A 20,130-nucleotide genomic window follows, 5' to 3' on the forward strand; every position below is an offset into this window, starting at 1 on the left:
GGCCGCCTTATTTTGGTGTCTGCCCGAGGCCGGCGCCGCATGCACCGAAGGCGCCGCCGCGCGTTCTAGGCTCCGACCACCCGGAGCCGCCCCGCTGCCCATGAGCACCACCTCTCTGCCGGAGCAGCGCCCGCCGGCCCAGATCCAGCCGCCCTCAAGCCCCGACCTGTCGCATCTGCTCACGGTCGTCGTCGGGGTGGTGACAGTCGCCGGCCTCTATCTGGCGCGGGAGGTGCTGATCCCCATCACCCTCGCCATCCTCCTCTCCTTCGTCCTGGCGCCGGTGGTGGGGGGCCTGCGCCGCCTCCGGGTGCCGCGGGTGGCGGCGGTGCTGCTGTCGGTCATGCTGGCGCTGGGCATCATCCTGCTCATCGGCAGCATCATCGGGGTGCAGATCGCGAGCCTCGCGCGGGATGCGCCGCGCTACCAGAGCGCCATCCAGGCGAAGGCGGAGGCCGCGCAGGGCTCCATCTTCGGCCATATCGAGGACTTCTCCCGGCGGCTGAACAACGAGGCCCGGCCCCATACCTCGCCGGACGGGCCGCCTGCCGCGGCGCCCGCCCCGGCCAGCCCGGACCGCAACGCGACGCCCGGCTTGGCCCCCGGGGAGGACCGGCGCCCCGTGCCCGTCGAGATCCGCCCCGGCGAATCCTCGGCCTTTGAGCTCGCGCGCAAGATCGTCTCCCCCGTCCTTGGCCCGCTGGAGACGACCTTCATCGTCTTCATCGTCGCGGTCTTCGTGCTTCTCCAGCAGGAGGACCTGCGGGATCGGCTGATCCGCCTCTTCGGCTCGAACGACCTGCACCGCACCACCGAGGCGCTGGACGAGGCCGGGCGGCGTCTGAGCAAGTACTTCCTCGCCCAGCTCATGCTGAACGGCTCCTTCGGCGTGATCGTCACCATCGGGCTCTTCTTCATCGGCGTGCCCAGCCCGATCGTCTGGGGCATCCTGGCCGCGCTGTTCCGCTTCGTGCCCTATGTCGGCTCCATCCTGGCGGCCGCCTTCCCGCTGATGCTGGCGGCGGGTACCGAGCCCGGCTGGTCCATGGTCATCTGGACCGCCGCCCTCTTCCTCGTCACCGAGCCGCTCATGGGCCAGGTGATCGAACCGATGGTCTACGGCCACAGCACCGGCCTCTCGCCGGTCTCCGTCATCGTCGCCGCCATCTTCTGGACCTGGCTCTGGGGCCCGATCGGGCTGATCCTGGCCACCCCCCTCACCCTCTGCCTCGTCGTGCTCGGGCGCCATGTGGAGCGGCTGGAATTCCTCGATGTCATGCTGGGCGACAGGCCGGCCCTGACGCCGGTCGAGAACTTCTACCAGCGCATGCTGGCCGGCGACACGGACGAGGCGCTGGCCCAGGCCGAGACGCTCCTGCAGGAGCGCTCCCTCTCCTCCTATTATGATGAGGTGGCGCTGAAGGGCCTGCGCCTGGCGGCCAATGATGCCGAGCGCGGCGTGCTGCGCCCGGAGAAGCTGGAGCGCGTGAAGAACGCGGTCACCGGCCTGGTGAATGACCTGGCCGAGACGCCGGACAGGGACCCGCCCCAGCCTGAGGACAAGCCGCCCACCCCTCCCAGCGCGGCCGAGCAGGCGCTTCCCGCCCGCCCCGCCCCCGCCATCCCCGTCCCGCCCCGGGCGGAGCGGGCCGGCGCCTGGTCCTCGGAGCGGCCGGTCCTCTGCCTCGCCGGCCGTGGCCCGCTGGACGAGGCCGCCTCCGCCATGCTCGCCCAGATCCTGGAGAAGCATGGGCTCGGAGCCCGGGTGGTTCCGCATGAGGCCAGTTCACGCGCGCAGGTGGGCAAGCTCGACCCCACCGGCGTGGCGATGGTCTGCATCTCCTATCTCGACATCAGCGGCAGCCCCGCGCATCTGCGCTACCTGCTGCGCCGCCTGCGCCAGCGCCTGCCCGGCGTGCCCCTGCTGGTCGGGCTGTGGCCGGAGGGGGAGGCGGTGCTCACCGATGCCAGCCTCGCCAGGGCCGTGGGCGCGGACCACTACACCTCCTCCCTCCACGCGGCCGTCACCGCCTGCCTGAAGGTCGCTTCCTCCGGCGAGCAGACGCCGGTGGCCGCCCAGGCCGTGATGGAGAGGAAGCCCCTGCCGGGCTGAAGCGGCGCCGAGAGTGCCTGGATGCGATCGGCACCCGGAGCTCCCGGCCTGGCCGGCCTTTCAGGCGCTCTTGCGTGCCGCGTTCCGCTTCCGGGTGGCCGCGGCCTTCTTCGCGGAGGCCGAGCGCTCCTCCGGCGTGCGGCGGGCGGCCGCCTTCTTGGCGGAGGCGGAGCGGGCGCTCGCCGGCCGGGCCGCGCTCGCCGCCCCGCCACGCTGGCCCCCGGTCCGGGAAGGCTGGGTGTTCATGGCCTTGCCGCGGCCGGAGCCGCTCTTCTTGCCCCCGCCCGTCTCCTTGTTGACGGTGGCCCAGGCTCGCCGCTCGGCCTCCTCCTCGGAGACGCCGCGCTTCTCGTAGCCTTCCTCGATATGCTCGGCCATACGCTTCTGCTTGTCGGTATAGGCGGATCTGTCGCCACGGGGCATCGGACCGGCCTCCTCTCGAATGGATGCCGGAACAACGTGGAACCGGGATTCGGGTTCCGGGCCCACCCCCATGGTCCACCCCCCGGGCGATACCATATAACGTCCCGAACCTGACCTCCCCTCTCCCGAGGCGTACCCATGTCCGAAACCACGACCACCCCCGTCACCGTCCTCACCGGCTATCTCGGCGCCGGCAAGACCACCCTCCTCAACCGCATCCTCACCGAGAACCACGGGCGCAAGTTCGCCGTGGTGATCAACGAGTTTGGCGAGATGGGCGTGGACCAGGACCTCGTCATCGACGCCGACGAGGAGGTGTTCGAGATGAACAACGGCTGTATCTGCTGCACCGTGCGCGGGGACCTCATCCGCATCCTCGGCGGGCTGATGAAGCGCAAGGACAAGTTCGACGGCATCATCGTCGAGACGACCGGCCTCGCGAACCCTGCCCCCGTCGCCCAGACCTTCTTCGTGGACGAGGACGTGAAGCGCGCGACGCGGCTGGATGCAATCGTGACGGTGGTGGACGCCAAGCACCTCCTCACCCGGCTGGGCGACAGCCCGGAGGCCGAGGAGCAGGTCGCCTTCGCGGACGTGATCGTGCTGAACAAAATGGACCTGGTGAGCGCGGAAGAGGCCGACGAGGTCGAGCGCCGCATCCGCGCCATCAACCCGACCGTCGAGATCCGCCGCGCCACCAAGTCCGACGTGCCGCTCGATGCCGTGATCGGCCGCGACTCCTTCAACCTGGAGCGCATCCTGGCCCGCGAGCCGGCCTTCCTCTCGGGCGACGACGACCACAGCCACGACAGCAACGTGCAGTCCGTCTCCTTCGAGATGGACAAGCCGGTGGACCCGGAGAAGTTCAACGCCTGGATCGGCGAGCTGCTCCAGACCAAGGGCCAGGACCTCCTGCGCACCAAGGGCATCCTGCACTACAAGGGCGACGACCGCCGTTTCGCCTTCCAGGCCGTGCACATGATCGCCGATGGCGACTATATCGGCCCGTGGAAAGAGGGGGATCCGCGCAAGTCGCGCATCGTCTTCATCGGGCGGGACCTGAACCGGCCGAAGCTGCGCCGCGGCTTCGAATCCACCGCGGCGGCCTGAACCGATGTCGGGTGTGGCGGAAGCGGATTTCCTGCTGGATCAACGCGGCACCGGGCGCGAGCTCGGCGCCTGGGTGGTGGATGTCGCCTTCGGGCGGGAGGGCCGTTCCATCGGCTTCGCCCTCTCCGATGGCAGCCTCCACCTCGCCACCCCTGCCGACCATGCGGCGGAGTGGCAGCGGCAGGCGCTGCATGACGGCGCGGGGCTGACGCTCGTGCCGGATGCGACGGACGGCCTTCTCTCCGGCGGCGATGACGGCAAGCTCCTCCGCGTCACGACCGAGGGCGAGACGGAGACGCTCGCCGATTTCGGCATGATGAAATGGGTGAGCCACGTCGCCACCCATCCCTCCGGGCTGCGCGCCGTGGCCGTGGGCAAGAACGTTCATCTCTTCGACGGCAAGGGCGCGAAGCTGAAGGTGCTCGGCCCGCATCCCTCCACCGTCGGCGGCGTCGCCATCGACGCGAAGGGCAAGCGGATCTTCGCCTCGCACTACAACGGCGTCTCCGCCTGGTTCGTCGCGGCGAAGGAGGACAAGCCGCGCGTGCTGGAGTGGAAGGGCAGCCACCACGCCATCGCCGTCTCGCCCGATGGGCAGAACGTGGTGACGGCCATGCAAGAGAACTCCCTGCATGGTTGGCGCCTGACCGACAGCCAGCACATGCGCATGTCCGGCTATCCGGCGAAGACCCAGTCCCTCTCCTTCACCGCCAAGGGACGTTGGCTCGCCTCCTCCGGCGCGGATTCCGTCGTGCTCTGGCCCTTCTTCGGCGGTGGCCCCATGGGCAAGGCGCCCACCGAGATCGCGGGCGGGGATCAGGTAATCTGCACCCGTGTCGCCTGCCACCCGCAGCATGAGGTGGTGGTGGCCGGCTTCGCCGATGGCCTCGTGCTGATGGCGGAAATTGCCTCGGGCAAGGTGGTGCCGGTCGCGGCCCCCGGTCGCGGCGCCGTCTCGGCCCTGGCCTGGAACGCGTCCGGCACACATCTCGCCTTCGGCACGGAGACAGGATTCGGCGCCCTGTTGGACTTGGCGAAGCGCTGACGCATCCCCAAGCTGGGGCGCATGAGCGATCGCATCACCACTCCGCACATTTCCATTCCCCGCCTTGGCCTCGGCACCTGGAAGCTCTCCGGTGCCGAGGGTCAGGCCTCCGTCGAATCCGCCCTCGCGCTGGGCTATCGCGCGCTCGACACCGCCGAGCGCTACGAGAACGAGGCGGAGGTCGGCGCAGGCCTCAAGGCCTCCGGCCTTCCCCGCGGCGATGTCTTCGTCACCAGCAAGGTCTGGTGGGAGCATCTCGGCCCGGATCAGATCCGCGCCGCCTGCGAAGCCTCCCTCTCACGCCTCGGCACGGATTACCTCGACCTCTATCTCGTCCATTGGCCCAGGCCGAACATCGACCTCGCGCGCGTGATGCATGACATGGCGCGGCTTCGGGAGGAGGGCCTGGTCCGTGCCGTCGGCGTCGCGAACTTCCCGCCCGGGCTGCTGAAGCGCGCCATCGAAACCGGCGTGCCGATCGCGGCGAACCAGGTTGAGTATCACGCGCTGCTCTCGCAGGAGCGGCTGCTGGAGATCACGCGGCCGCAGGGCATCGTGCTCACCGCCTATTCGCCGCTGGGCCAGGGCCGCCTCATCGAGAACGCGCGCATCGCCGCTATCGCCGCGCGGCTCGGCGCCACGGCGGGGCAGGTCGCGTTGGCCTGGCTGCTGCGGCAGGACGGCGTCGCCGCGATTCCGAAGGCCGCGCGCCGGGAAACCCAGCGCGCCAATCTCGCCGCCCTCGATCTCGCGGCGAAGCTGACGGAAACCGATATCGCGGAACTCGATGCGTTGCCGAAGGACCAGCGCTTCGTGAATCCCGGCTTCGCGCCGGACTGGTCCGCCTGAGCCGCCGCGCTCGGGCCTTGCTTCAGGTATAGCGGACGGGGTTCGCCACGCCGCCCGGCGTCACGCAGTAATGCACCGCCCGCCGCAGCACCGCCTCGGCCTCGTTGCTCGGCTCCTCCACCTCCGCGGCGGGGGCGGGCTGGGCTGCGGGAGCGCGACGCCGCGTCTGGGCCTGGGTCTCGGCCCGCTTGCCACCGCGCGCCGTGACGGGGCGCTCGGCCCGGATCTGGCGGGAGAAGATCGTGGCGCCCGAGGCGATCGGCGCCGCCACGTCGCACATCGTCGCATTCACGAAAGCCGGCGTTTCCGTGGCCTGGGCGAAGGGCGCCAGAGCCAGGACGCCGAAGAGGGCCATCGCACCAACCTTCACCATGTCACGACCCCCTCTTTCCATTCCAATCAGATACTTGGCGCCGCTTCTTGTGCCGTTCTCTGCGGAATGAACGCCGAGTCGAGACGGCGGTTTCGCGAAGCCGAAAGACGGGTCAAGCGTTGGGCGGGCAACACCAACCCGAAAAGTGCAGTCGAGACCCCCGCCATGAGTGACAAATCCTCTGGAATCCCTGGCAATTCGCCACAGGACGACGATGACGAGGTCGATCTCGGAATCAGCCTTCAGACGATCGCGAGCATCATCGATGCGGCCCGCGCCTCGGACGCGACGGAGGGGGACGCTGCCGGCGAGGATGCCGAGCTCGACGCGGAGGACGCCGCCAAGCCCGACCTGACCGGCGAGAACCTGGAATCCTTGATCGACGAGTTGAACGAGGACGAGCAGGCCGCGCTGATGGCCCTCGCCTGGGTCGGGCGCGGGGATTACGAGCCGGATGAGTGGGAGGAGGCGCTCAACCTCGCCCGTGAGCGCAACGAGGCGGATCCGGCGGGCTATCTCATGGGAATGGACCTGCTCGGCGACCTCCTCGCCGAGGGCCTGGCCGCCTTCGGCATCGTGGTGGAGGAGATCGAGCGCTGAGAGGCGCGCCAGGGCTTCGGCCGAAGAAGCGTTTCAGCCGAAGCCCTGCTTCAGCCAAAGATTGGCCCGGCCAGCCCCGCGATCTCGCGCACCAGCTTGCGGCGCACGGCATTGCCGAAGGATTCGAAATCCTCGGCCGCGATGAGGAAGGCGCCGTCGCCGCCGATGACGGAGTCCCGGTAGTAGTGGTCCAGCGGCACGGGGGAAGGCCGCCCGAAGGTCGGGCGGTCGTTCATGATCGGAAGGCCGTTGATCGTCACGCCTTCCGCCACCACCCGGTCCCGCACCTGCTCCACGGGAAGGCCGCTGTTGTTCACCCCGTCGCCCGAGACGTCGATCACCCGGCGCGTGCCCTCGAAGGGCGATTCCGAAAGGGTGCGCATGGAAAAGTCGAGCCCGCCCGAGATCGAGGTCCAGGACAGTGCGACGCGCGGCGCGCGTTCCAGCATCGCGGCCCATTCCTGGGCCTCAGCCTGATTTCCGATATGGGTCCAGGGAATGACGAGCCGCTGGTAGTCCGACCCGGCCCATTCGACATAGGCCACCGCGATGGCGCCCATCATCCCGGAGCGGATCGCCTCCAGCACCCGCGGATCGGTGATGGCGCTGCGATAGCCCTCGCGCTGGAGCCGCGCCTCGTCGTCATCGATGGAGCGGGACACATCCACGGCCAGCACGAGCAGCAGGTCCACCGCCCCTTCCGCGCGCGCCGGTGCCGCGGGAAGCATCGCGGCGCCGCTGGCCGCGAGAAGGGAGCGTCGCCGCATGGAACCATGTCCTCGCGCCAGTGCTCTCTTCATCAGAACAGCGGGCGTGGGCAGCCGCAACGATTTTGTCGCAATGCACGGCTTTGTCAGCCGGGCAGCAGCACCCCCGGAACGGTCGCGGCATCCGGCACCCAGCCGCCCTCCCCCGGGCGCAGCAGAGGCGTGGCGAAGGCGGCGCAGACCGGCACATCGGCCGGCCAGGAGGGAACCCAGCGATCCCCCTGCGCCATGGCCACGCAGAGCCCCACCGGGCGCACCCCCACCCGCCGCAGCAGCGCCAGCCCGGCCAGCGCGGAGCTTCCCGTGCTGATCACGTCATCCACCAGCAGCACTCGCCGCCCCTCCAGCCGCGAGAGGATGCGGGGGGCCAGCCACATCCGCCGCTCCCCGGGGGTGGTGGAGGAGGAGACGGGGACGGAGAGCCCCTCCTCGTACCAGCGCTTGCGGGAATAGCCGGCGGCCACCCAGTTCGGGTGCCCCAGCGCCTCGGCCACCAGGGGCGCGAGCGCATGGCCCAGGGTGGGCAGGCCGCAGACCACCTCCGCCCCCAGGGGCCGTGCGGCCTCGGCCATCCAGCCCGCGATCCGGCGCAGCACCGCGAAGGAGGCCTGGTTGACGATCAGCCCCGTGACCGCCACCCCGCCATAATCGCGCAGTGGCAGCCGCAGGGCCGATCCGTCCGGCATGGGAACGGCCATACTGCCCTGATGCGGCGCTCGATCCGGGGCCGGGTCAAATCTCTGCCAGAACTCCATGGCATCGCGCTTGGCATAGCCGATGTTGGTGGTCCAGCCTTGCGGAACGCCTAAAGCTCAGGCATCCGCCGCGCCCTTACCCGGAGACGAAGCATGACCACCCGCCGGAACCTCCTCGCCGCCTCGGGCGCCGCCTTCCTGCCCTGGGACTCGCTGATCCGGGCCGCCCATGCCCAGACGCCGCCCGGCGTCATCGTCATGGCCAAGCAGATCGACGACATCATCACGCTCGATCCGGCCGAGAGCTTTGAATACACGGCGCAGGAGATCGCCGGGAACGTTTACCAGAAGCTGGTCACCACCCCGAATGACGAGCCGTCCCGCCTGACCGGCGACCTGGCGGAGAGCTGGACCGCAAGCGAAGACGCGAAGACCTTCACCTTCCGCCTGAAGCCCGGCCAGAAGTTCTCCAGCGGCCGCGAGGTGACGGCGGAGGACGTGGCCTATTCCCTCCAGCGGGTCGTGGCGCTGAACAAGAGCCCGGCCTTCATCATCAACCAATTCGGCTTCACCAAGGACAACATGGCGCAGACCATCCGCGCCACCGATCCGCGCACCGTGGTGCTGACCACCGCCGAGCCGACCGCCACCTCATTCCTGCTCTACTGCCTCTCCGCCGGGGTGGGCTCCATCGTGGAGAAGGCCACCGTCTCCGGCCGTGCCCAGGGCGAGGATTGGGGCAATGCCTGGCTGAAGGGCAATTCCGCCGGCTCCGGCCCCTACAGCATCGTCTCCTGGCGGGCGAGCGAGGCGGTGACGCTGCAGGCCAATGCCAACTCCGCCACCCCGCCCGCCACGCGCCGCATCATCATGCGCCACGTGGCCGATCCCTCCGCCCAGTTGCTCGGCCTGCAGCGCGGCGACTACGACCTCGCGCGCAACCTCGCCTCCGACCAGATCAAGACGCTGAGCGGCGACCGCAGCTACACCGTGGTCTCCCAGCGCAAGGCGAGCCTGCTCTACGTCGCCATGAACCAGAAGAACCCGATCCTGGCCAAGCTGCAGGTCCGCCAGGCGATCAAGATGGCGATCGACTACGAGGGCATCCAGCGCAACATCGTCCCGAACAACTACGCCGTGCACCAGGCCTTCCTGCCCGAGGGCCTGCCCGGTGCGCTGACCGAGAAGCCGTTCAAGCTGGACGTCGCCGCCGCGAAGCGCCTGCTCGCCGAGGCCGGGCACCCGGACGGCTTCGAATGCAGCTTCGACTTCTTCTCCGGCGCCCCGGTGGGCGACATCGCCCAGGCGCTGCAGGCGAACCTGGCCGCCATCGGCATCCGCCCGCGCATGCTGCCCGGCGAGATGCGCGCGGTCATCACTAAGACCCGCGCGCGCCAGCACGACCTCGCCCTCCTGCGCTGGGGCTCGGACTATTTCGACCCGCACAGCAATGCCGAGGCCTTCAGCATGAACCCGGACAATGGAGAGGATGCGCGCAACAAGACCCTCGCCTGGCGCTCCAGCTGGAACATCCCCGAGCTGACCGCCCGCACCCTGGCGGCGGTGAAGGAAACCGACACGGCCAAGCGCGTGGCCATGTACGAGGCGCTCCAGCGCGAGCACCAGCAGACCAGCCCCTTCGCCGTCATGCTGCAGGAGCTGGAGACGGCGGTGATGCGGAACAGCCTGCGCGGCATGCAGATCGGCGTGCTGAGCGACCGCACCAGCTACGCCACCGTCGCCAAGGGCTGATCGGTTGAAGGCGCGCCTCGGGGCGCTGGCGGCCACGGCCGCCAGCATCCCCATCACCCTCCTCGGCCTCGCGGTCGTCACCTTCTTCATCGGCCGCGTCGTGCCGATCGACCCCGTCCTGGCCGTGGTGGGGGACCGCGCGCCCGCCGATGTGGTGGAGCGCGCGCGGATCGAGCTCGGGCTCGACCAGCCGCTCCTCGTGCAGTTCTGGCGCTACCTGACCGACATCCTCACCGGCAATCTCGGGCGCTCGGTGATGACATCCAACACGGTGTGGGAGGATATCGCCCGCTTCTTCCCCGCCACCTTCGAGCTGGCGACCTTCGCCATCCTCGTCGCCGCCATCCTCGGCATCGGGCTGGGCGTGCTTGCTGCCACGCGGCAGGGAAGCTGGGCGGACCAGGCGGTGCGCGTCTTCTGCCTTGCCGGCCACTCCCTGCCGGTCTTCGTGCTCGGCCTCATCTCCCTGCTGGTCTTCTATGCCTGGCTCGGCTGGCTTCCCGGCCCCGGGCGCCAGGGCATCGTCTACCAGGACATGGTGGAGCCGATCACCGGCCTGTTGACGCTGGACGCCGCGCTGGCGAATGACTGGCCCGCCTTCTGGGATGCGGTGCTGCACCTCATCCAGCCCGCCGGCATCCTCGCCTTCTTCTCCCTCGCCTACATCGCCCGCATGACGCGCGCCTTCATGCTGGCGGAGCTGCGCAGCGAATACGTGACCACGGCCCGCGCCAAGGGCCTCTCCAGCACGCGCATCGTCTGGCGCCACGCCTTCCGCAACACCCTGGTCCCGCTGGTGACGGTCATCTTCCTCACCTATGCCGGGCTGCTGGAGGGCGCGGTGCTGACCGAGACGATCTTCGCCTGGCCCGGCCTTGGCCAGTACCTCACCGTCTCCCTCCTCAATGCCGACATGAACGCCGTGCTGGGCGCCACCCTCGTCGTCGGCCTGATCTATGTGGTGCTGAACCTGCTCGCCGATCTTCTCTACCGCCTGATGGACCCGCGCACCCGATGAGCGCCGGTCCCACCCCCGGCAGCCCCATGGCCGATGCGGCCACCGCCACCGCGGCGGTGGAGCCCATCCCGCCCGATGCCGTGCCGGAAGCGGCCGGCGCGCCCTCTCCCCGCGGGCCGGGCGGCGTGCCGCGCCGGCGTGAGTGGCTGCTGACCGACGCGCCCGCCTCGCGCTCCCAGGCCGCATGGGGCCGGCGCTACCAGGCTTGGCTCGCCTTCCGGCGGAACCCGCTGGCCACGGTGGGGCTGGCGGTCATCCTCGTGATGCTGCTGCTCATCCTGCTGGCCCCCGTGCTGGCCACACATGACCCGGGCATCCAGGAACTCGGCAACCGCCTCGCCGCCCCTTCCGCCCAGCACTGGCTGGGCACGGATGAGCTGGGGCGCGATGTCTGGTCGCGCCTGCTCTATGGCGGCCGCATCACGCTGGGCATGGTCGTGGCGGTGGTGCTGCTCGTCGCGCCGCTCGGCCTGCTGGTGGGCTGCGTGGCCGGCTATGCCGGCGGCATCTGGGACCGGCTGCTGATGCGCGTGACGGATGTGTTCCTCGCCTTCCCCCGGCTGATCCTCGCCCTCGCCTTCGTCGCCGCCATGCGCCCGGGGGTGGAGAGCGCGGTCATCGCCATCGCCCTCACGGCCTGGCCGCCCTATGCCCGCCTTGCCCGGGCGGAGACGCTGACCATCCGCCGCACGGATTACGTGGCCGCGGCCCGGATGACCGGCGCCTCCCACGCCCGCATCGTGCTGCGGCATGTCATGCCCATGTGCATGCCCTCCCTCGTCGTGCGCGTCACGCTAGACATGTCCTCCATCATCCTCACCGCCGCGGGCCTCGGCTTCCTCGGCCTCGGCGCGCAGCCGCCCCTGCCCGAATGGGGCACGATGATCGCGACCGCCCGCCGCTTCATCCTGGAGCAGTGGTGGGTCGCGCTGATGCCCGGCATCGCCATCTTCGCCGCCTCCCTCGCCTTCAACCTGCTGGGGGATGGCCTCCGCGACGTGCTGGATCCGAAGCAGCGATGAGCGATCCATCCCTCCGGGGGGAACCCCTGGTCGCCGTGCGCAACCTGCATGTCGCCTTCCCCTCCGCCACCGGCGTCACCCAGGCGGTGCGCGGCGTCTCCTTCTCCATCGGGCGGGAGAAGCTGGGCATCGTGGGGGAGAGCGGGTCGGGCAAGTCCGTCACCGGCCGCGCCCTGATGCGCCTCCTGCCCGCCTCCGCCCAGGTGCGCGCCGATGCGCTGCGCTTCGGCACCACGGACATCCTCGCCGCCTCGGAACGCGAGATGCGCAGCCTGCGCGGCGGCCGGATCGGGCTGGTGTTGCAGGACCCGAAATACAGCCTGAACCCCGTGATGACGGCGGGCAGCCAGATCGCCGAGGCCCTGCGCGCGCATGCGAGGATGGGTAAGCGGGAGGCCCGGGACGCCGCGCTGAACCTGCTGGAGAGCGTGAAGATCCGCGATCCCCGCCGCGTCCACGACGCCTATCCGCACGAGCTCTCGGGCGGCATGGGCCAGCGCGTGATGATCGCGATGATGCTGGCCCCGAACCCCGAGCTGCTGATCGCCGACGAGCCCACCTCCGCCCTGGATGCCAGCGTGCAGTCCGAGATCCTGAGCCTGATCGAGGAGCAGGTGGACCAGCGCGGCATGGCGCTGATGCTCATCAGCCACGATCTCCCCCTCGTCTCCCGCTTCTGCGACCGGGTGGCGGTGATGTATGCCGGCCAGGTGATGGAGGAGCTGCCCGCCGCCGACCTGCACAAGGCGACGCATGGCTACACGCGCGGGCTGCTGGAATGCCTCCCCAGCCTCACGGAGAAGCGGGACCGGCTGCCGACCCTGAGGCGCGACCCCGCATGGCTGGCGCCGCACGCATGATCGACATCCAGAACCTCGACATCCGCTTCGGCGCCAACCACGCGGTGCGCGGCATCTCCTTCCACGTGGGTGCCGGCGAGACCTTCGGCCTGGTAGGCGAGAGCGGCAGCGGCAAGTCCACCGTGCTGCGCGCCATCGCCGGGCTGATCACGGAATGGACCGGCGGCATCGCGGTGGACGGAAAGGCGCTCGGCCGCCGGCGCGACCGCGCTTTCTTCCGCACGGTGCAGATGGTGTTCCAGGACCCCTATGGCTCGCTGCACCCGCGCCAGACGGTGGACCGCATCCTTTCTGAGCCGCTGGCCGTGCACGGGGTGAAGGACGCCGATGCCCGCATCCTCCGCGCTTTGGAGGAGGTTGCCCTCCCCCGCGCCGCGCGCTTCCGCTACCCGCACCAACTCTCCGGCGGCCAGCGCCAGCGCGTGGCCATCGCCCGTGCCCTGGTGGCCGACCCCCGCATCCTGCTGCTGGACGAGCCGACCAGCGCGCTCGACGTCTCCGTGCAGGCCGAGGTGCTCAACCTGCTGGCGGACCTGCGCGCCGCGCGCGGCCTCACCTGCATCCTCGTCTCGCACAACCTGGCGGTGGTCGCGCATCTCTGCGGCAGGCTGGCGGTGATGCAGGGCGGGCGGATCGTGGAGGTGCTGGACGAGGCCGCCCTGCGAGCCGGGAAGGCCGTGCATCCCCATACCCAGGACCTGATCCGCCTCTCCCACACGCTGGAGAGCGCCTGAGGGCGCGGCCGACGCAACCACCCCCGCCGCCCCGCGCTTCTCGCCCGACAGAACTGGGGAAGACAGGATGCTGGTCGGTCGGATCGCGAAGGCGTTGATCGGGGCCGCTATCCGACGGCAGCAGAACCGCGCGCTCGGCTCCATCGGCCTGGGCGGCTGGAAGCTGCACCTTTTCCGTGCCGTGCAGGCCGCTATGCGCCAGGGGCGGCGCGGGCCGGGGCAGCCGATGCCGCGCCCGCCCCGGCGGGATATCGGCTAAGTGACCGTTTGAGAATGCGGCGGCAGAGGGCTGTCGAGGGATTTTCGGCTCGGGCGGAGTGGACCGGTGAAGCCGATAGCGGGGCTATCGGCGAGACGGGACGCGCCGATCCGGCGCGAAAAGCCCCGGCAGACCGACCCGTCCCATTCTCAAACGGTCGCTAAGGGCTCAGCCCAGCTTCCGCACCACCCGCGCCGGGTTCCCCACCGCCAGTACGCCCGAAGGCAGGTCGCGGTTCACCACCGCCCCGGCGCCCACCACCGTGTCATCCCCGATCGTCACCCCCGGCAGCACGATGCAGCCGCCACCCAGCCAGACGTTGCGCCCGATGGTCACGGGATGCGCGCTCTCGATCCCCGCCGCGCGCGGCCCGGCTTCCAGCGGATGCGTGGCCGTGTAGATCTGCACGGAGGGCGCCACCTGGCAGTGGTCCCCCAGGGTGATCGGCGCGCAGTCCAGGAAGACGCAGTTGAAGTTCACGTAGCTGGCCGCGCCGATGCGGATGTTGCTGCCGTAGTCGCAGCGGAAGCCCGGCATCACCATGGTCTTCTCACCGATCCCGCCCAGCAGCTCCTCCAGCCCGGCGCGCCGGGCCGCCTCATCCTCGGGCGGCAGGGCATCGATGCTGAGGATCAGCGACCGCGCCCGGTAGCGCGCCGCCAACAGGTCCGGATCCATGCCGTCATAGGGCAGGCCGGCCAGCATCTTCTCGCCTTCGGTCATGCCGCCAGATTGGGCCCGCCGGCGCCGGCAGGCCACCCCTTGCCGCACTCGTTCCGCTCTCGCAGAGTGCCCGCAACGATCCGGGGGAGGAAGAGACGATGACCCAGCGCGTGAGCCGCCGATCCCTGCTGGCCATGGGCACCGCCCTGCCGGCCCTTGCCATGCCGACCATCGGCCGCGCCCAGGGCCGCTACAAGCCGGAATACAAGATCACGGTGGTGGGCAACCGCCCCATCGCCCTCTCGGAATCGGCCTTCGTCTGGGCGGACCTGGTGAACCAGCGCTCGGAAGGGCGGCTGAACTTCAAGGTCTATCCCGGCTCCTCCCTCGTCGGCGGCGATCAGACGCGGGAGCTGGTGGCGATCCGCCAGGGCGTGATCGACGGCGCGGTCTTCTCGACCATCAACATCTCCCCCCAGGTCCGGGAGATGAACATCTTCTCCCTCCCCTTCCTCATGCCCAACACCGCGGCCTTCGACGCGCTGGTGGCCAGCGAGGTCGGCGCCGCGCTCTTCCGCACCCTCGCCCAGCGCGACATCGAGCCGCTGGCCTGGGGTGAGAACGGCTTCCGCGAGATCAGCAACTCCAAGCGCGCCATCCGCGCACCCGGGGACCTGCGCGGGCTGAAGATCCGCTTCGCCGCCGGTGCCATCTTCTCCGAGATCTACACGTCGCTCGGCGCCAACCCGGTGCAGATGTCCTTCGCCGATCTCCAGCCGGCCCTCTCCACCGGCGCGGTGGACGGGCAGGAGAACCCGGTGAACCTCTTCCTCGGCTTCCGCATGGACACGCTGGCCCAGAAGCACCTCACGCTCTGGAACTACTGCGCGGATGCCGGGATCGTCGCGATCAGCAAGCAGGCGCTCGCCGCGTTCGAGCCGCGCGACAGGGAGATCGTCGTGGAAGCGGCGCGCGAGGCCGGGCAGGCCGGTAATAACGCCGCCCGCAAGGGGCTGGGCGCGAATGGCGACCGCTCCTCCCTGGAGGAATGCGCCCGACGCGGGGTGGAGGTGATCGACCTCACCGCCGCCGAGAAACAGGCCTTCGCCCGCGCCACCCGCTCCGTCTATGACAAATGGGCCGGAACCGTCGGCACCGACCTCGTCCGTCAGGCCGAGGCCGCCATCGCCCGCGTGAGCTGATCTGCCCCGGGGCGGCCCCGCGCCGCCCCGCCCCTGCCGAAAGCCGCCATGACCGACCACGCCGACATCCAGACCCCGGGCCTGCAGCTCGGGGAGGCCCCGCCGCGCATCCCCATCACCCTGGAAGGCGCGCTGGCCGCGGCCGCCATGGCGCTGCTGGCCGTGATCACCATGGCGAATGTACTGACCCGCTACTTTACCGATGTCTCCCTCGCCTTCACCGAGGAGTATTCGGTCGCGATCATGGTGGTGATGACCTTCCTCGGCAGCGCCGCCGCCTTCGGCGCGGACCGCCACATCCGCGTCACCTATTTCACCGAGAAGCTGTCCCTCCGCGCCGCGCGCCGCGTGGAGATCTTCGTCCTGCTCTGCGGCCTCGCCGTGTTCGTCCCGCTGGCCTGGTTCGGCGCCTTCTACACCTGGGACGAATACCGCTTCGAAGTGCTCTCCCCCGGCCTCGGCGTGCCGCAATGGCTCTATACCGGCTGGATGCCGCTGATGGCTGTGGTGATCTGCGCCCGGCTGGCCGGCCGCATGGTCCGGGTGATCCGCGCATGACGCTCGCCCTCCTGCTCCTCGTCGTCCTTTTCATCCTGCTCATGCTGGCGGGGGTTCCCATCGGCGTCGCCATGGGCCTCACCGGCTTCCTCGTCATCGCCATGGAGGGCATGGGCGTCATGGCCCTGCCCACCAATATCTGGACCGGCATCGCCAAATACCCGCTGCTCGCGCTCCCTATGTTCGTCCTGGCGGGCATGGTGTTCGAACGGGCCGGCGTCGCCGCACGGCTGGTCGGCTTCGCCCAGCTCCTCGTCGGTAACCGCACCGGCGCGCTCGCCATCGTCGCCGTGCTGCTCTGCATGGTCCTCGGCGGCGTCAGCGGCTCCGGCGCGGCCGATGCGGCTGCGGTGGCGGCGGTCATGGTCCCGCCCATGCTCAAGCAGGGCTACCCCGCGCCCTATGTCGCCTCCCTCACCGCGGCTGGCGGCGCGACGGATGTGCTCATCCCGCCCTCCATCCCCTTCATCGTCTATGCGGTGCTCGTGCCGGGCGTCTCGGTGCCGGCGCTGTTCCTGGCCGGCGTCGTACCCGGAATCCTCTCCGGCCTCGCCCTGATCGTCCCGGCCGTCTGGCTCGCCCGGCGCGGCGGCTTTGGCCTGCCCGAACCCCGCTCGGCCCGCCCGCCCCTCACCGCCGGGCGGCTCTGGCGCGCCTTCCTCGACGCCATCTGGGGCCTGGCCGCGCCCGTGGTCATCCTCGGCGGCCTCCGCTCCGGCGCCTTCACCCCCACAGAGGCGGCGGTGGTCGCGGTCTTCTACGGGCTTTTCGTCGGCGCGGTGGTCTATCGCAGCTTCGGCTGGCGAGACCTCTATGACGTGCTGCGCGACAGCGCGGAGATCTCCGCCGTCGTCCTGCTCATCATCGCGCTCGCCGCCATCTACGCCCATGCCGGCAGCGCCGCCGGCATCTTCGATGCGCTGGCACAGATGCTGATCGGCCTTACGGACAATGAGGTGGTGATGCTGCTCGCGATCACCCTGATGCTGATGATCGCCGGCACGGCGCTGGACGCTATCTCCACCTACCTCATCTTCCTGCCCATCCTCCTGCCCATAGCCACCCTGTTCCATTGGGACCTGACCTGGTTCGGCGTGATCATCACCATGAACGTCGCCATCGGCGCCTTCACCCCGCCCACCGCCGTCAACCTGATGGTCACCTGCCGCATCGCAGGCTGCAGCATGGAGAGCACGATGGTTTGGGTGTGGTGGTTCCTGCTGGCGATGACAGCGGTGATGCTGGCCGTGACCTTCATGCCCGAAATCGCCCTGGCCCTTCCGCGCTGGATGGGGGACCTATGACATGACCCGGCCCTCGAACACGCCGCCTTTCCCCCGCCTCTCCGCCGCGCTCCTCTCGGGCGCGCTGCTGCTGGGGGCCGCGAGCCTTCCTGCGCCACTCGCCGCGCAGCCCGCGGCCGTGGGCCAGCAGGCACCGGCCGCGCCGGAGGCCACCGACGACCCGGGCGAGGCACCCGGCGCGGCCTCCATCGCCCAGGCCTTCCCGAACCCCGACCCCGGCGGTTTGCGCGCCTGGTTCGAGGAACGCGGCGTCACCTATGGCCTCACCTATATCGCCGAGACCCTGGGCAACGTCTCGGGCGGCATGAGGCGCGGCTCCGTCTATCAGGGGCGGCTCGACATGGAGCTGAGCATCGACCTGGAAAAGCTCGCCGGCCTGCCCGGCCTCAGCTTCCATGCCAATGCCTTCCAGATCAATGGCCGGGGCCTGTCGGAATGCTGCCTCGGCAACCTGGCCACCGTGAGCGGGATCGAGGCCCAGGGCTCCTCACGCCTGTACGAGCTCTGGCTCGAACAGGCGCTGTGGGACGACAGGGTCGCTCTCCGCCTGGGGCAGCTCGGGGTCGATACCGAGTTCTTCACCAGCCAGTATGCGGGGCTGTTCGTGAATGCCACCTTCGGCTGGCCCGCGGTCATGGGCGCCAACCTGCCCGCCGGCGGACCGGCCTACCCGCTGGCCGCGCCCGGGCTGCGGCTCAAGCTCGCGCCCGTCGAAAACGTCACCTTCCTGGCCGCGCTGTTCGACGGCGACCCGGCGGGACCCGGTGAGGACCCACAGCGCAGCAACCGGAGCGGCACCCGCTTCCGCACGCGCGACGCCGGTCTGGCCATAGCCGAACTGAACCTCGGCTTCACCCTGGGCAGCGGCGCGGCCGGCCTGCCGGGCATGGTGAAGCTGGGCGGGTATCACCACTTCGGCGGCTTCGACGACCTGCGCCGCGATGCCAACGGCCTCTCTCTGCGCGACCCGGCCGGCTCCGGCGTGCCACGCCGCCTCCGGGGCAACAGCGGCATCTATGCGAGCATCGACCAGCTCGCCTATCGCGAGCCCGGCACCAGGGACCAGGGGCTTGGCGTGTTCCTGCGCGTCGCGGGCTCCCCCTCGGCGACGAGCCAGATCGATTTCTACGCGGATGGCGGCTTCACCTACAAAGGGCTGCTCCCGGGCCGCGTAAACGACACGCTGGGCCTCGGCCTCGCCTGTGCGCATGTCTCGTCCGCCGCACGCGGGTTGGACCGCGACCAACTTCTCTTCGGCCCCACGCCGCAACCCGTGCGGTCGAGCGAGGCCGTGGCGGAGGTCTCCTATCAGGGGGAGGTCGTGCCCGGCCTCACGGTCCAGCCCTTCCTGCAGTACATCCTCCGGCCAGGCGGGCATGTGGCGAACCCGCGCGATCCGGGAGGCGCCGCCATACGGAACGCCACCGTGCTCGGCCTGAGGGCGGCCTGGCGAAGTGGCACGGAAAGGCAGGCTCATGCGCTGGAGCAAGACGGCCTCCGCCGCCCACTCACGCTTCAGTGAGCGCCGATGGATGTTCAGATTCATTTGAGGAAGTCCGGTTAGCCACTGCCGGCGCCGCGGCGATGATGCCGGCGGCCCGTGCCGGAGATCCCATGACAGGTCCGCTGAACCGACTGCGCATCCGCGGGAAGATCCTCGCGGCGCTCGGCCTCCTCCTCTTCGCCATCACCGGCCTCGGTGGTTTCGCCATCCTTCGCATCCACGCGCTGGATACGGTGATCACGGATCTCTCGGACAACTGGCTGCCCAGCGCGCATGTCGCGGGCGATCTCTCCATCGAGTTCGAGAAGCTCCGCGCGCGCGAGACGCAGATGATCCTCCGCACGGATGACCGCCGCGCGCATTCCATCGGCCTGACCGTCGAAAGCCATAAGCTGTTCGAGGATGCGCTGGCCCGCTACCGCCCGCTTGTGAGCGCGGGCGAGGAACAGGGCTTGGCCCAGCGGATCGACGCGGCCTGGGCCAGCTACAAGCCGCTGAGCGAGCAGATGCTGGCGGCCGCGCGAGCCGGGGATAACGCTCGCGCTTCCGAAATCCTCTTTCGCGGCACCACCCAGGCCCTGTCCTCCCTGCGGGAGTCCATCGGTGCCAGCCGCCGCTTCCAGCTGGATAACGGCCGCATCGCCGCCGACAAGGGCAAGGCACTGGGTTCCTCGGCCTATGCCTGGATCATCGCCACGCTCGGCCTGACCCTGGCCTTCAGCATCGCAGTCGGCTTCGCCCTGGTCCGTGCCATCTCCGGCCCGATCATGGGGATGACGGCGGCGATGCGGCGCCTGGCGGAGCGGGACATGGCGGTGTCGATCCCCGGGACGGGGCGTGGCGACGAGATCGGGCAGATGGCCTCGGCGGTGGCGGTGTTCCGCGACAGCATGATCGAGGCGGACCGGCTTTCGGCCGAGGCGGAGGCGTCCCGTGCCTCGCGCGAGGCGCGGGCGGCGCAGATGGAGGGCCTGGTGCGCGGCTTCCAGGAGCGCGCGGGGGAGATGGTGCGGACGCTGTCCTCGGCCTCGACGGAGCTGGAGGCGACGGCGCGCGGGATGAGCAGCACGGCGGAGGGGACGAGCACCCAGGCCGGGCGCGTGGTCTCGGCCGCCGAGCAGGCGAGCACGGGGGTGCAGACGGTGGCCGCGGCGGCGGAGGAGCTGACGGCGTCCATCGGGGAGATCAGCCGGCAGGTGAGCCAGGCGACGACGGTGGCCGGGCGTGCGGTGCAGGATGCGCGGCAGACGGATGCGACGGTGCAGGCGCTGGCCGAAGG

The 20,130-nt window shown here is 70.1% G+C and carries 21 protein-coding genes; 16 read left to right on the top strand and 5 right to left on the bottom strand.

What is annotated here, in order from left to right; translation table 11 throughout:
* The first annotated feature begins 100 nt into the window (after positions 1–100).
* Positions 101–2,113 (top strand): AI-2E family transporter, encoded by a 2,013-nt coding sequence (locus BUB97_RS21240; RefSeq protein WP_073138534.1) that lies wholly within the window; start codon positions 101–103, stop codon positions 2,111–2,113.
* Positions 2,114–2,173: 60 nt separating this feature from the next.
* On the opposite strand, the gene BUB97_RS21245 is transcribed toward BUB97_RS21240, so the two are convergent.
* Positions 2,174–2,536 carry a plasmid stabilization protein gene (locus BUB97_RS21245; protein WP_073138539.1) on the bottom strand — a complete coding sequence of 121 codons (363 nt, stop codon included), beginning with the start codon at positions 2,534–2,536 and terminating at the stop codon, positions 2,174–2,176.
* A 138-nt stretch (positions 2,537–2,674) separates the two neighbouring features.
* Between BUB97_RS21245 and BUB97_RS21250 the strand changes: the two genes are divergently transcribed.
* Genes BUB97_RS21250 through BUB97_RS21260 form a run of 3 tightly spaced genes read left to right on the top strand, consistent with a single transcriptional unit; the run spans position 2,675 to position 5,540 of the window.
* On the top strand, positions 2,675–3,646 hold the full coding sequence (locus BUB97_RS21250) for a CobW family GTP-binding protein (RefSeq protein ID WP_073138542.1): 972 nt from the start codon (positions 2,675–2,677) through the stop codon (positions 3,644–3,646).
* 4 nt (positions 3,647–3,650) lie between these two features.
* Complete coding sequence (locus tag BUB97_RS21255) at positions 3,651–4,691, top strand: WD40 repeat domain-containing protein (RefSeq protein ID WP_073138547.1); 1,041 nt, start codon at positions 3,651–3,653, stop codon at positions 4,689–4,691.
* Between the two features lie 21 nt (positions 4,692–4,712).
* Positions 4,713–5,540: an aldo/keto reductase gene (locus BUB97_RS21260; RefSeq protein WP_073138551.1), complete on the top strand. Its 828-nt coding sequence runs from the start codon at positions 4,713–4,715 to the stop codon at positions 5,538–5,540.
* 22 nt (positions 5,541–5,562) lie between these two features.
* Here BUB97_RS21260 and BUB97_RS21265 read toward each other — a convergent pair whose 3' ends face one another.
* Positions 5,563–5,913, bottom strand: coding sequence for a hypothetical protein (locus tag BUB97_RS21265; protein WP_073138554.1), 351 nt, complete (start codon positions 5,911–5,913; stop codon positions 5,563–5,565).
* A 165-nt stretch (positions 5,914–6,078) separates the two neighbouring features.
* Between BUB97_RS21265 and BUB97_RS21270 the strand changes: the two genes are divergently transcribed.
* Positions 6,079–6,513 carry a DUF3775 domain-containing protein gene (locus tag BUB97_RS21270; protein WP_073138557.1) on the top strand — a complete coding sequence of 145 codons (435 nt, stop codon included), beginning with the start codon at positions 6,079–6,081 and terminating at the stop codon, positions 6,511–6,513.
* Positions 6,514–6,563: 50 nt separating this feature from the next.
* Here the strand turns inward: BUB97_RS21270 and BUB97_RS21275 are convergent, their stop codons facing one another.
* Both BUB97_RS21275 and BUB97_RS21280 read right to left on the bottom strand, forming a co-directional pair.
* Positions 6,564–7,280, bottom strand: a complete 717-nt coding sequence (locus tag BUB97_RS21275) for a DUF1194 domain-containing protein (protein WP_073138561.1) — start codon at positions 7,278–7,280, stop codon at positions 6,564–6,566.
* Between the two features lie 86 nt (positions 7,281–7,366).
* Entirely contained in the window at positions 7,367–8,035 is a 669-nt protein-coding gene (locus tag BUB97_RS21280) for a phosphoribosyltransferase (RefSeq protein WP_073138564.1), read from the bottom strand.
* 93 nt (positions 8,036–8,128) lie between these two features.
* On the opposite strand from BUB97_RS21280, the gene BUB97_RS21285 reads away from it, so the two are divergent.
* The 6 genes from BUB97_RS21285 to BUB97_RS21310 all read left to right on the top strand — a co-directional run bounded on the left by BUB97_RS21285 (position 8,129) and on the right by BUB97_RS21310 (position 13,620).
* Positions 8,129–9,727 carry an ABC transporter substrate-binding protein gene (locus tag BUB97_RS21285; RefSeq protein ID WP_073138567.1) on the top strand — a complete coding sequence of 533 codons (1,599 nt, stop codon included), beginning with the start codon at positions 8,129–8,131 and terminating at the stop codon, positions 9,725–9,727.
* 4 nt (positions 9,728–9,731) lie between these two features.
* Positions 9,732–10,745, top strand: a complete 1,014-nt coding sequence (locus BUB97_RS21290) for an ABC transporter permease (protein ID WP_073138572.1) — start codon at positions 9,732–9,734, stop codon at positions 10,743–10,745.
* Positions 10,742–11,767: an ABC transporter permease gene (locus BUB97_RS21295; protein WP_245818400.1), complete on the top strand. Its 1,026-nt coding sequence runs from the start codon at positions 10,742–10,744 to the stop codon at positions 11,765–11,767. Before BUB97_RS21290 ends, BUB97_RS21295 begins: the two co-directional genes overlap by 4 nt.
* A complete protein-coding gene (locus BUB97_RS21300) occupies positions 11,764–12,627 on the top strand; it encodes an ABC transporter ATP-binding protein (protein WP_073138576.1) in 864 nt (287 codons plus the stop codon). The genes BUB97_RS21295 and BUB97_RS21300 overlap by 4 nt, the downstream gene beginning before the upstream one ends.
* Positions 12,606–13,361 (top strand): ABC transporter ATP-binding protein, encoded by a 756-nt coding sequence (locus BUB97_RS21305; protein WP_245818401.1) that lies wholly within the window; start codon positions 12,606–12,608, stop codon positions 13,359–13,361. Before BUB97_RS21300 ends, BUB97_RS21305 begins: the two co-directional genes overlap by 22 nt.
* Before the next feature lie 67 nt (positions 13,362–13,428).
* On the top strand, positions 13,429–13,620 hold the full coding sequence (locus tag BUB97_RS21310; RefSeq protein ID WP_073138580.1) for a hypothetical protein: 192 nt from the start codon (positions 13,429–13,431) through the stop codon (positions 13,618–13,620).
* Between the two features lie 168 nt (positions 13,621–13,788).
* On the opposite strand, the gene BUB97_RS21315 is transcribed toward BUB97_RS21310, so the two are convergent.
* Complete coding sequence (locus tag BUB97_RS21315; RefSeq protein ID WP_073138583.1) at positions 13,789–14,343, bottom strand: sugar O-acetyltransferase; 555 nt, start codon at positions 14,341–14,343, stop codon at positions 13,789–13,791.
* A gap of 98 nt (positions 14,344–14,441) precedes the next feature.
* Between BUB97_RS21315 and dctP the strand changes: the two genes are divergently transcribed.
* The 5 genes from dctP to BUB97_RS21340 form a co-directional block, all read left to right on the top strand.
* Positions 14,442–15,485, top strand: a complete 1,044-nt coding sequence (gene dctP, locus BUB97_RS21320; RefSeq protein ID WP_073138585.1) for a TRAP transporter substrate-binding protein DctP — start codon at positions 14,442–14,444, stop codon at positions 15,483–15,485.
* Between the two features lie 48 nt (positions 15,486–15,533).
* Positions 15,534–16,043, top strand: a complete 510-nt coding sequence (locus BUB97_RS21325) for a TRAP transporter small permease (protein WP_073138587.1) — start codon at positions 15,534–15,536, stop codon at positions 16,041–16,043.
* The gene (locus BUB97_RS21330; protein WP_073138589.1) at positions 16,040–17,347 is read left to right on the top strand and encodes a TRAP transporter large permease; all 1,308 of its coding nucleotides are present in this window, start codon (positions 16,040–16,042) and stop codon (positions 17,345–17,347) included. Before BUB97_RS21325 ends, BUB97_RS21330 begins: the two co-directional genes overlap by 4 nt.
* A 1-nt stretch (position 17,348) precedes the next feature.
* The gene (locus tag BUB97_RS21335; RefSeq protein ID WP_073138591.1) at positions 17,349–18,869 is read left to right on the top strand and encodes a carbohydrate porin; all 1,521 of its coding nucleotides are present in this window, start codon (positions 17,349–17,351) and stop codon (positions 18,867–18,869) included.
* Positions 18,870–18,961: 92 nt separating this feature from the next.
* Positions 18,962–20,130, top strand: a 1,169-nt coding sequence (locus BUB97_RS21340) for an MCP four helix bundle domain-containing protein (RefSeq protein WP_175562705.1), incomplete at its 3' end; no start/stop codon positions are given.

The organism is Muricoccus roseus, from assembly GCF_900141905.1.
GTDB lineage: Bacteria > Pseudomonadota > Alphaproteobacteria > Acetobacterales > Acetobacteraceae > Roseomonas > Roseomonas rosea.

Bases quoted from the DNA above. Each gene is read 5' to 3' on its own strand.
- BUB97_RS21240 (WP_073138534.1), top strand. From the start codon at position 101: ATGAGCACCACCTCTCTGCCGGAGCAGCGCCCGCCGGCCCAGATCCAG.
- BUB97_RS21245 (WP_073138539.1), bottom strand. From the start codon at position 2,536: ATGCCCCGTGGCGACAGATCCGCCTATACCGACAAGCAGAAGCGTATG.
- BUB97_RS21250 (WP_073138542.1), top strand. From the start codon at position 2,675: ATGTCCGAAACCACGACCACCCCCGTCACCGTCCTCACCGGCTATCTC.
- BUB97_RS21255 (WP_073138547.1), top strand. From the start codon at position 3,651: ATGTCGGGTGTGGCGGAAGCGGATTTCCTGCTGGATCAACGCGGCACC.
- BUB97_RS21260 (WP_073138551.1), top strand. From the start codon at position 4,713: ATGAGCGATCGCATCACCACTCCGCACATTTCCATTCCCCGCCTTGGC.
- BUB97_RS21265 (WP_073138554.1), bottom strand. From the start codon at position 5,913: ATGGTGAAGGTTGGTGCGATGGCCCTCTTCGGCGTCCTGGCTCTGGCG.
- BUB97_RS21270 (WP_073138557.1), top strand. From the start codon at position 6,079: ATGAGTGACAAATCCTCTGGAATCCCTGGCAATTCGCCACAGGACGAC.
- BUB97_RS21275 (WP_073138561.1), bottom strand. From the start codon at position 7,280: ATGCGGCGACGCTCCCTTCTCGCGGCCAGCGGCGCCGCGATGCTTCCC.
- BUB97_RS21280 (WP_073138564.1), bottom strand. From the start codon at position 8,035: ATGGAGTTCTGGCAGAGATTTGACCCGGCCCCGGATCGAGCGCCGCAT.
- BUB97_RS21285 (WP_073138567.1), top strand. From the start codon at position 8,129: ATGACCACCCGCCGGAACCTCCTCGCCGCCTCGGGCGCCGCCTTCCTG.
- BUB97_RS21295 (WP_245818400.1), top strand. From the start codon at position 10,742: ATGAGCGCCGGTCCCACCCCCGGCAGCCCCATGGCCGATGCGGCCACC.
- BUB97_RS21300 (WP_073138576.1), top strand. From the start codon at position 11,764: ATGAGCGATCCATCCCTCCGGGGGGAACCCCTGGTCGCCGTGCGCAAC.
- BUB97_RS21305 (WP_245818401.1), top strand. From the start codon at position 12,606: ATGGCTGGCGCCGCACGCATGATCGACATCCAGAACCTCGACATCCGC.
- BUB97_RS21310 (WP_073138580.1), top strand. From the start codon at position 13,429: ATGCTGGTCGGTCGGATCGCGAAGGCGTTGATCGGGGCCGCTATCCGA.
- BUB97_RS21315 (WP_073138583.1), bottom strand. From the start codon at position 14,343: ATGACCGAAGGCGAGAAGATGCTGGCCGGCCTGCCCTATGACGGCATG.
- dctP (WP_073138585.1), top strand. From the start codon at position 14,442: ATGACCCAGCGCGTGAGCCGCCGATCCCTGCTGGCCATGGGCACCGCC.
- BUB97_RS21325 (WP_073138587.1), top strand. From the start codon at position 15,534: ATGACCGACCACGCCGACATCCAGACCCCGGGCCTGCAGCTCGGGGAG.
- BUB97_RS21330 (WP_073138589.1), top strand. From the start codon at position 16,040: ATGACGCTCGCCCTCCTGCTCCTCGTCGTCCTTTTCATCCTGCTCATG.
- BUB97_RS21335 (WP_073138591.1), top strand. From the start codon at position 17,349: ATGACCCGGCCCTCGAACACGCCGCCTTTCCCCCGCCTCTCCGCCGCG.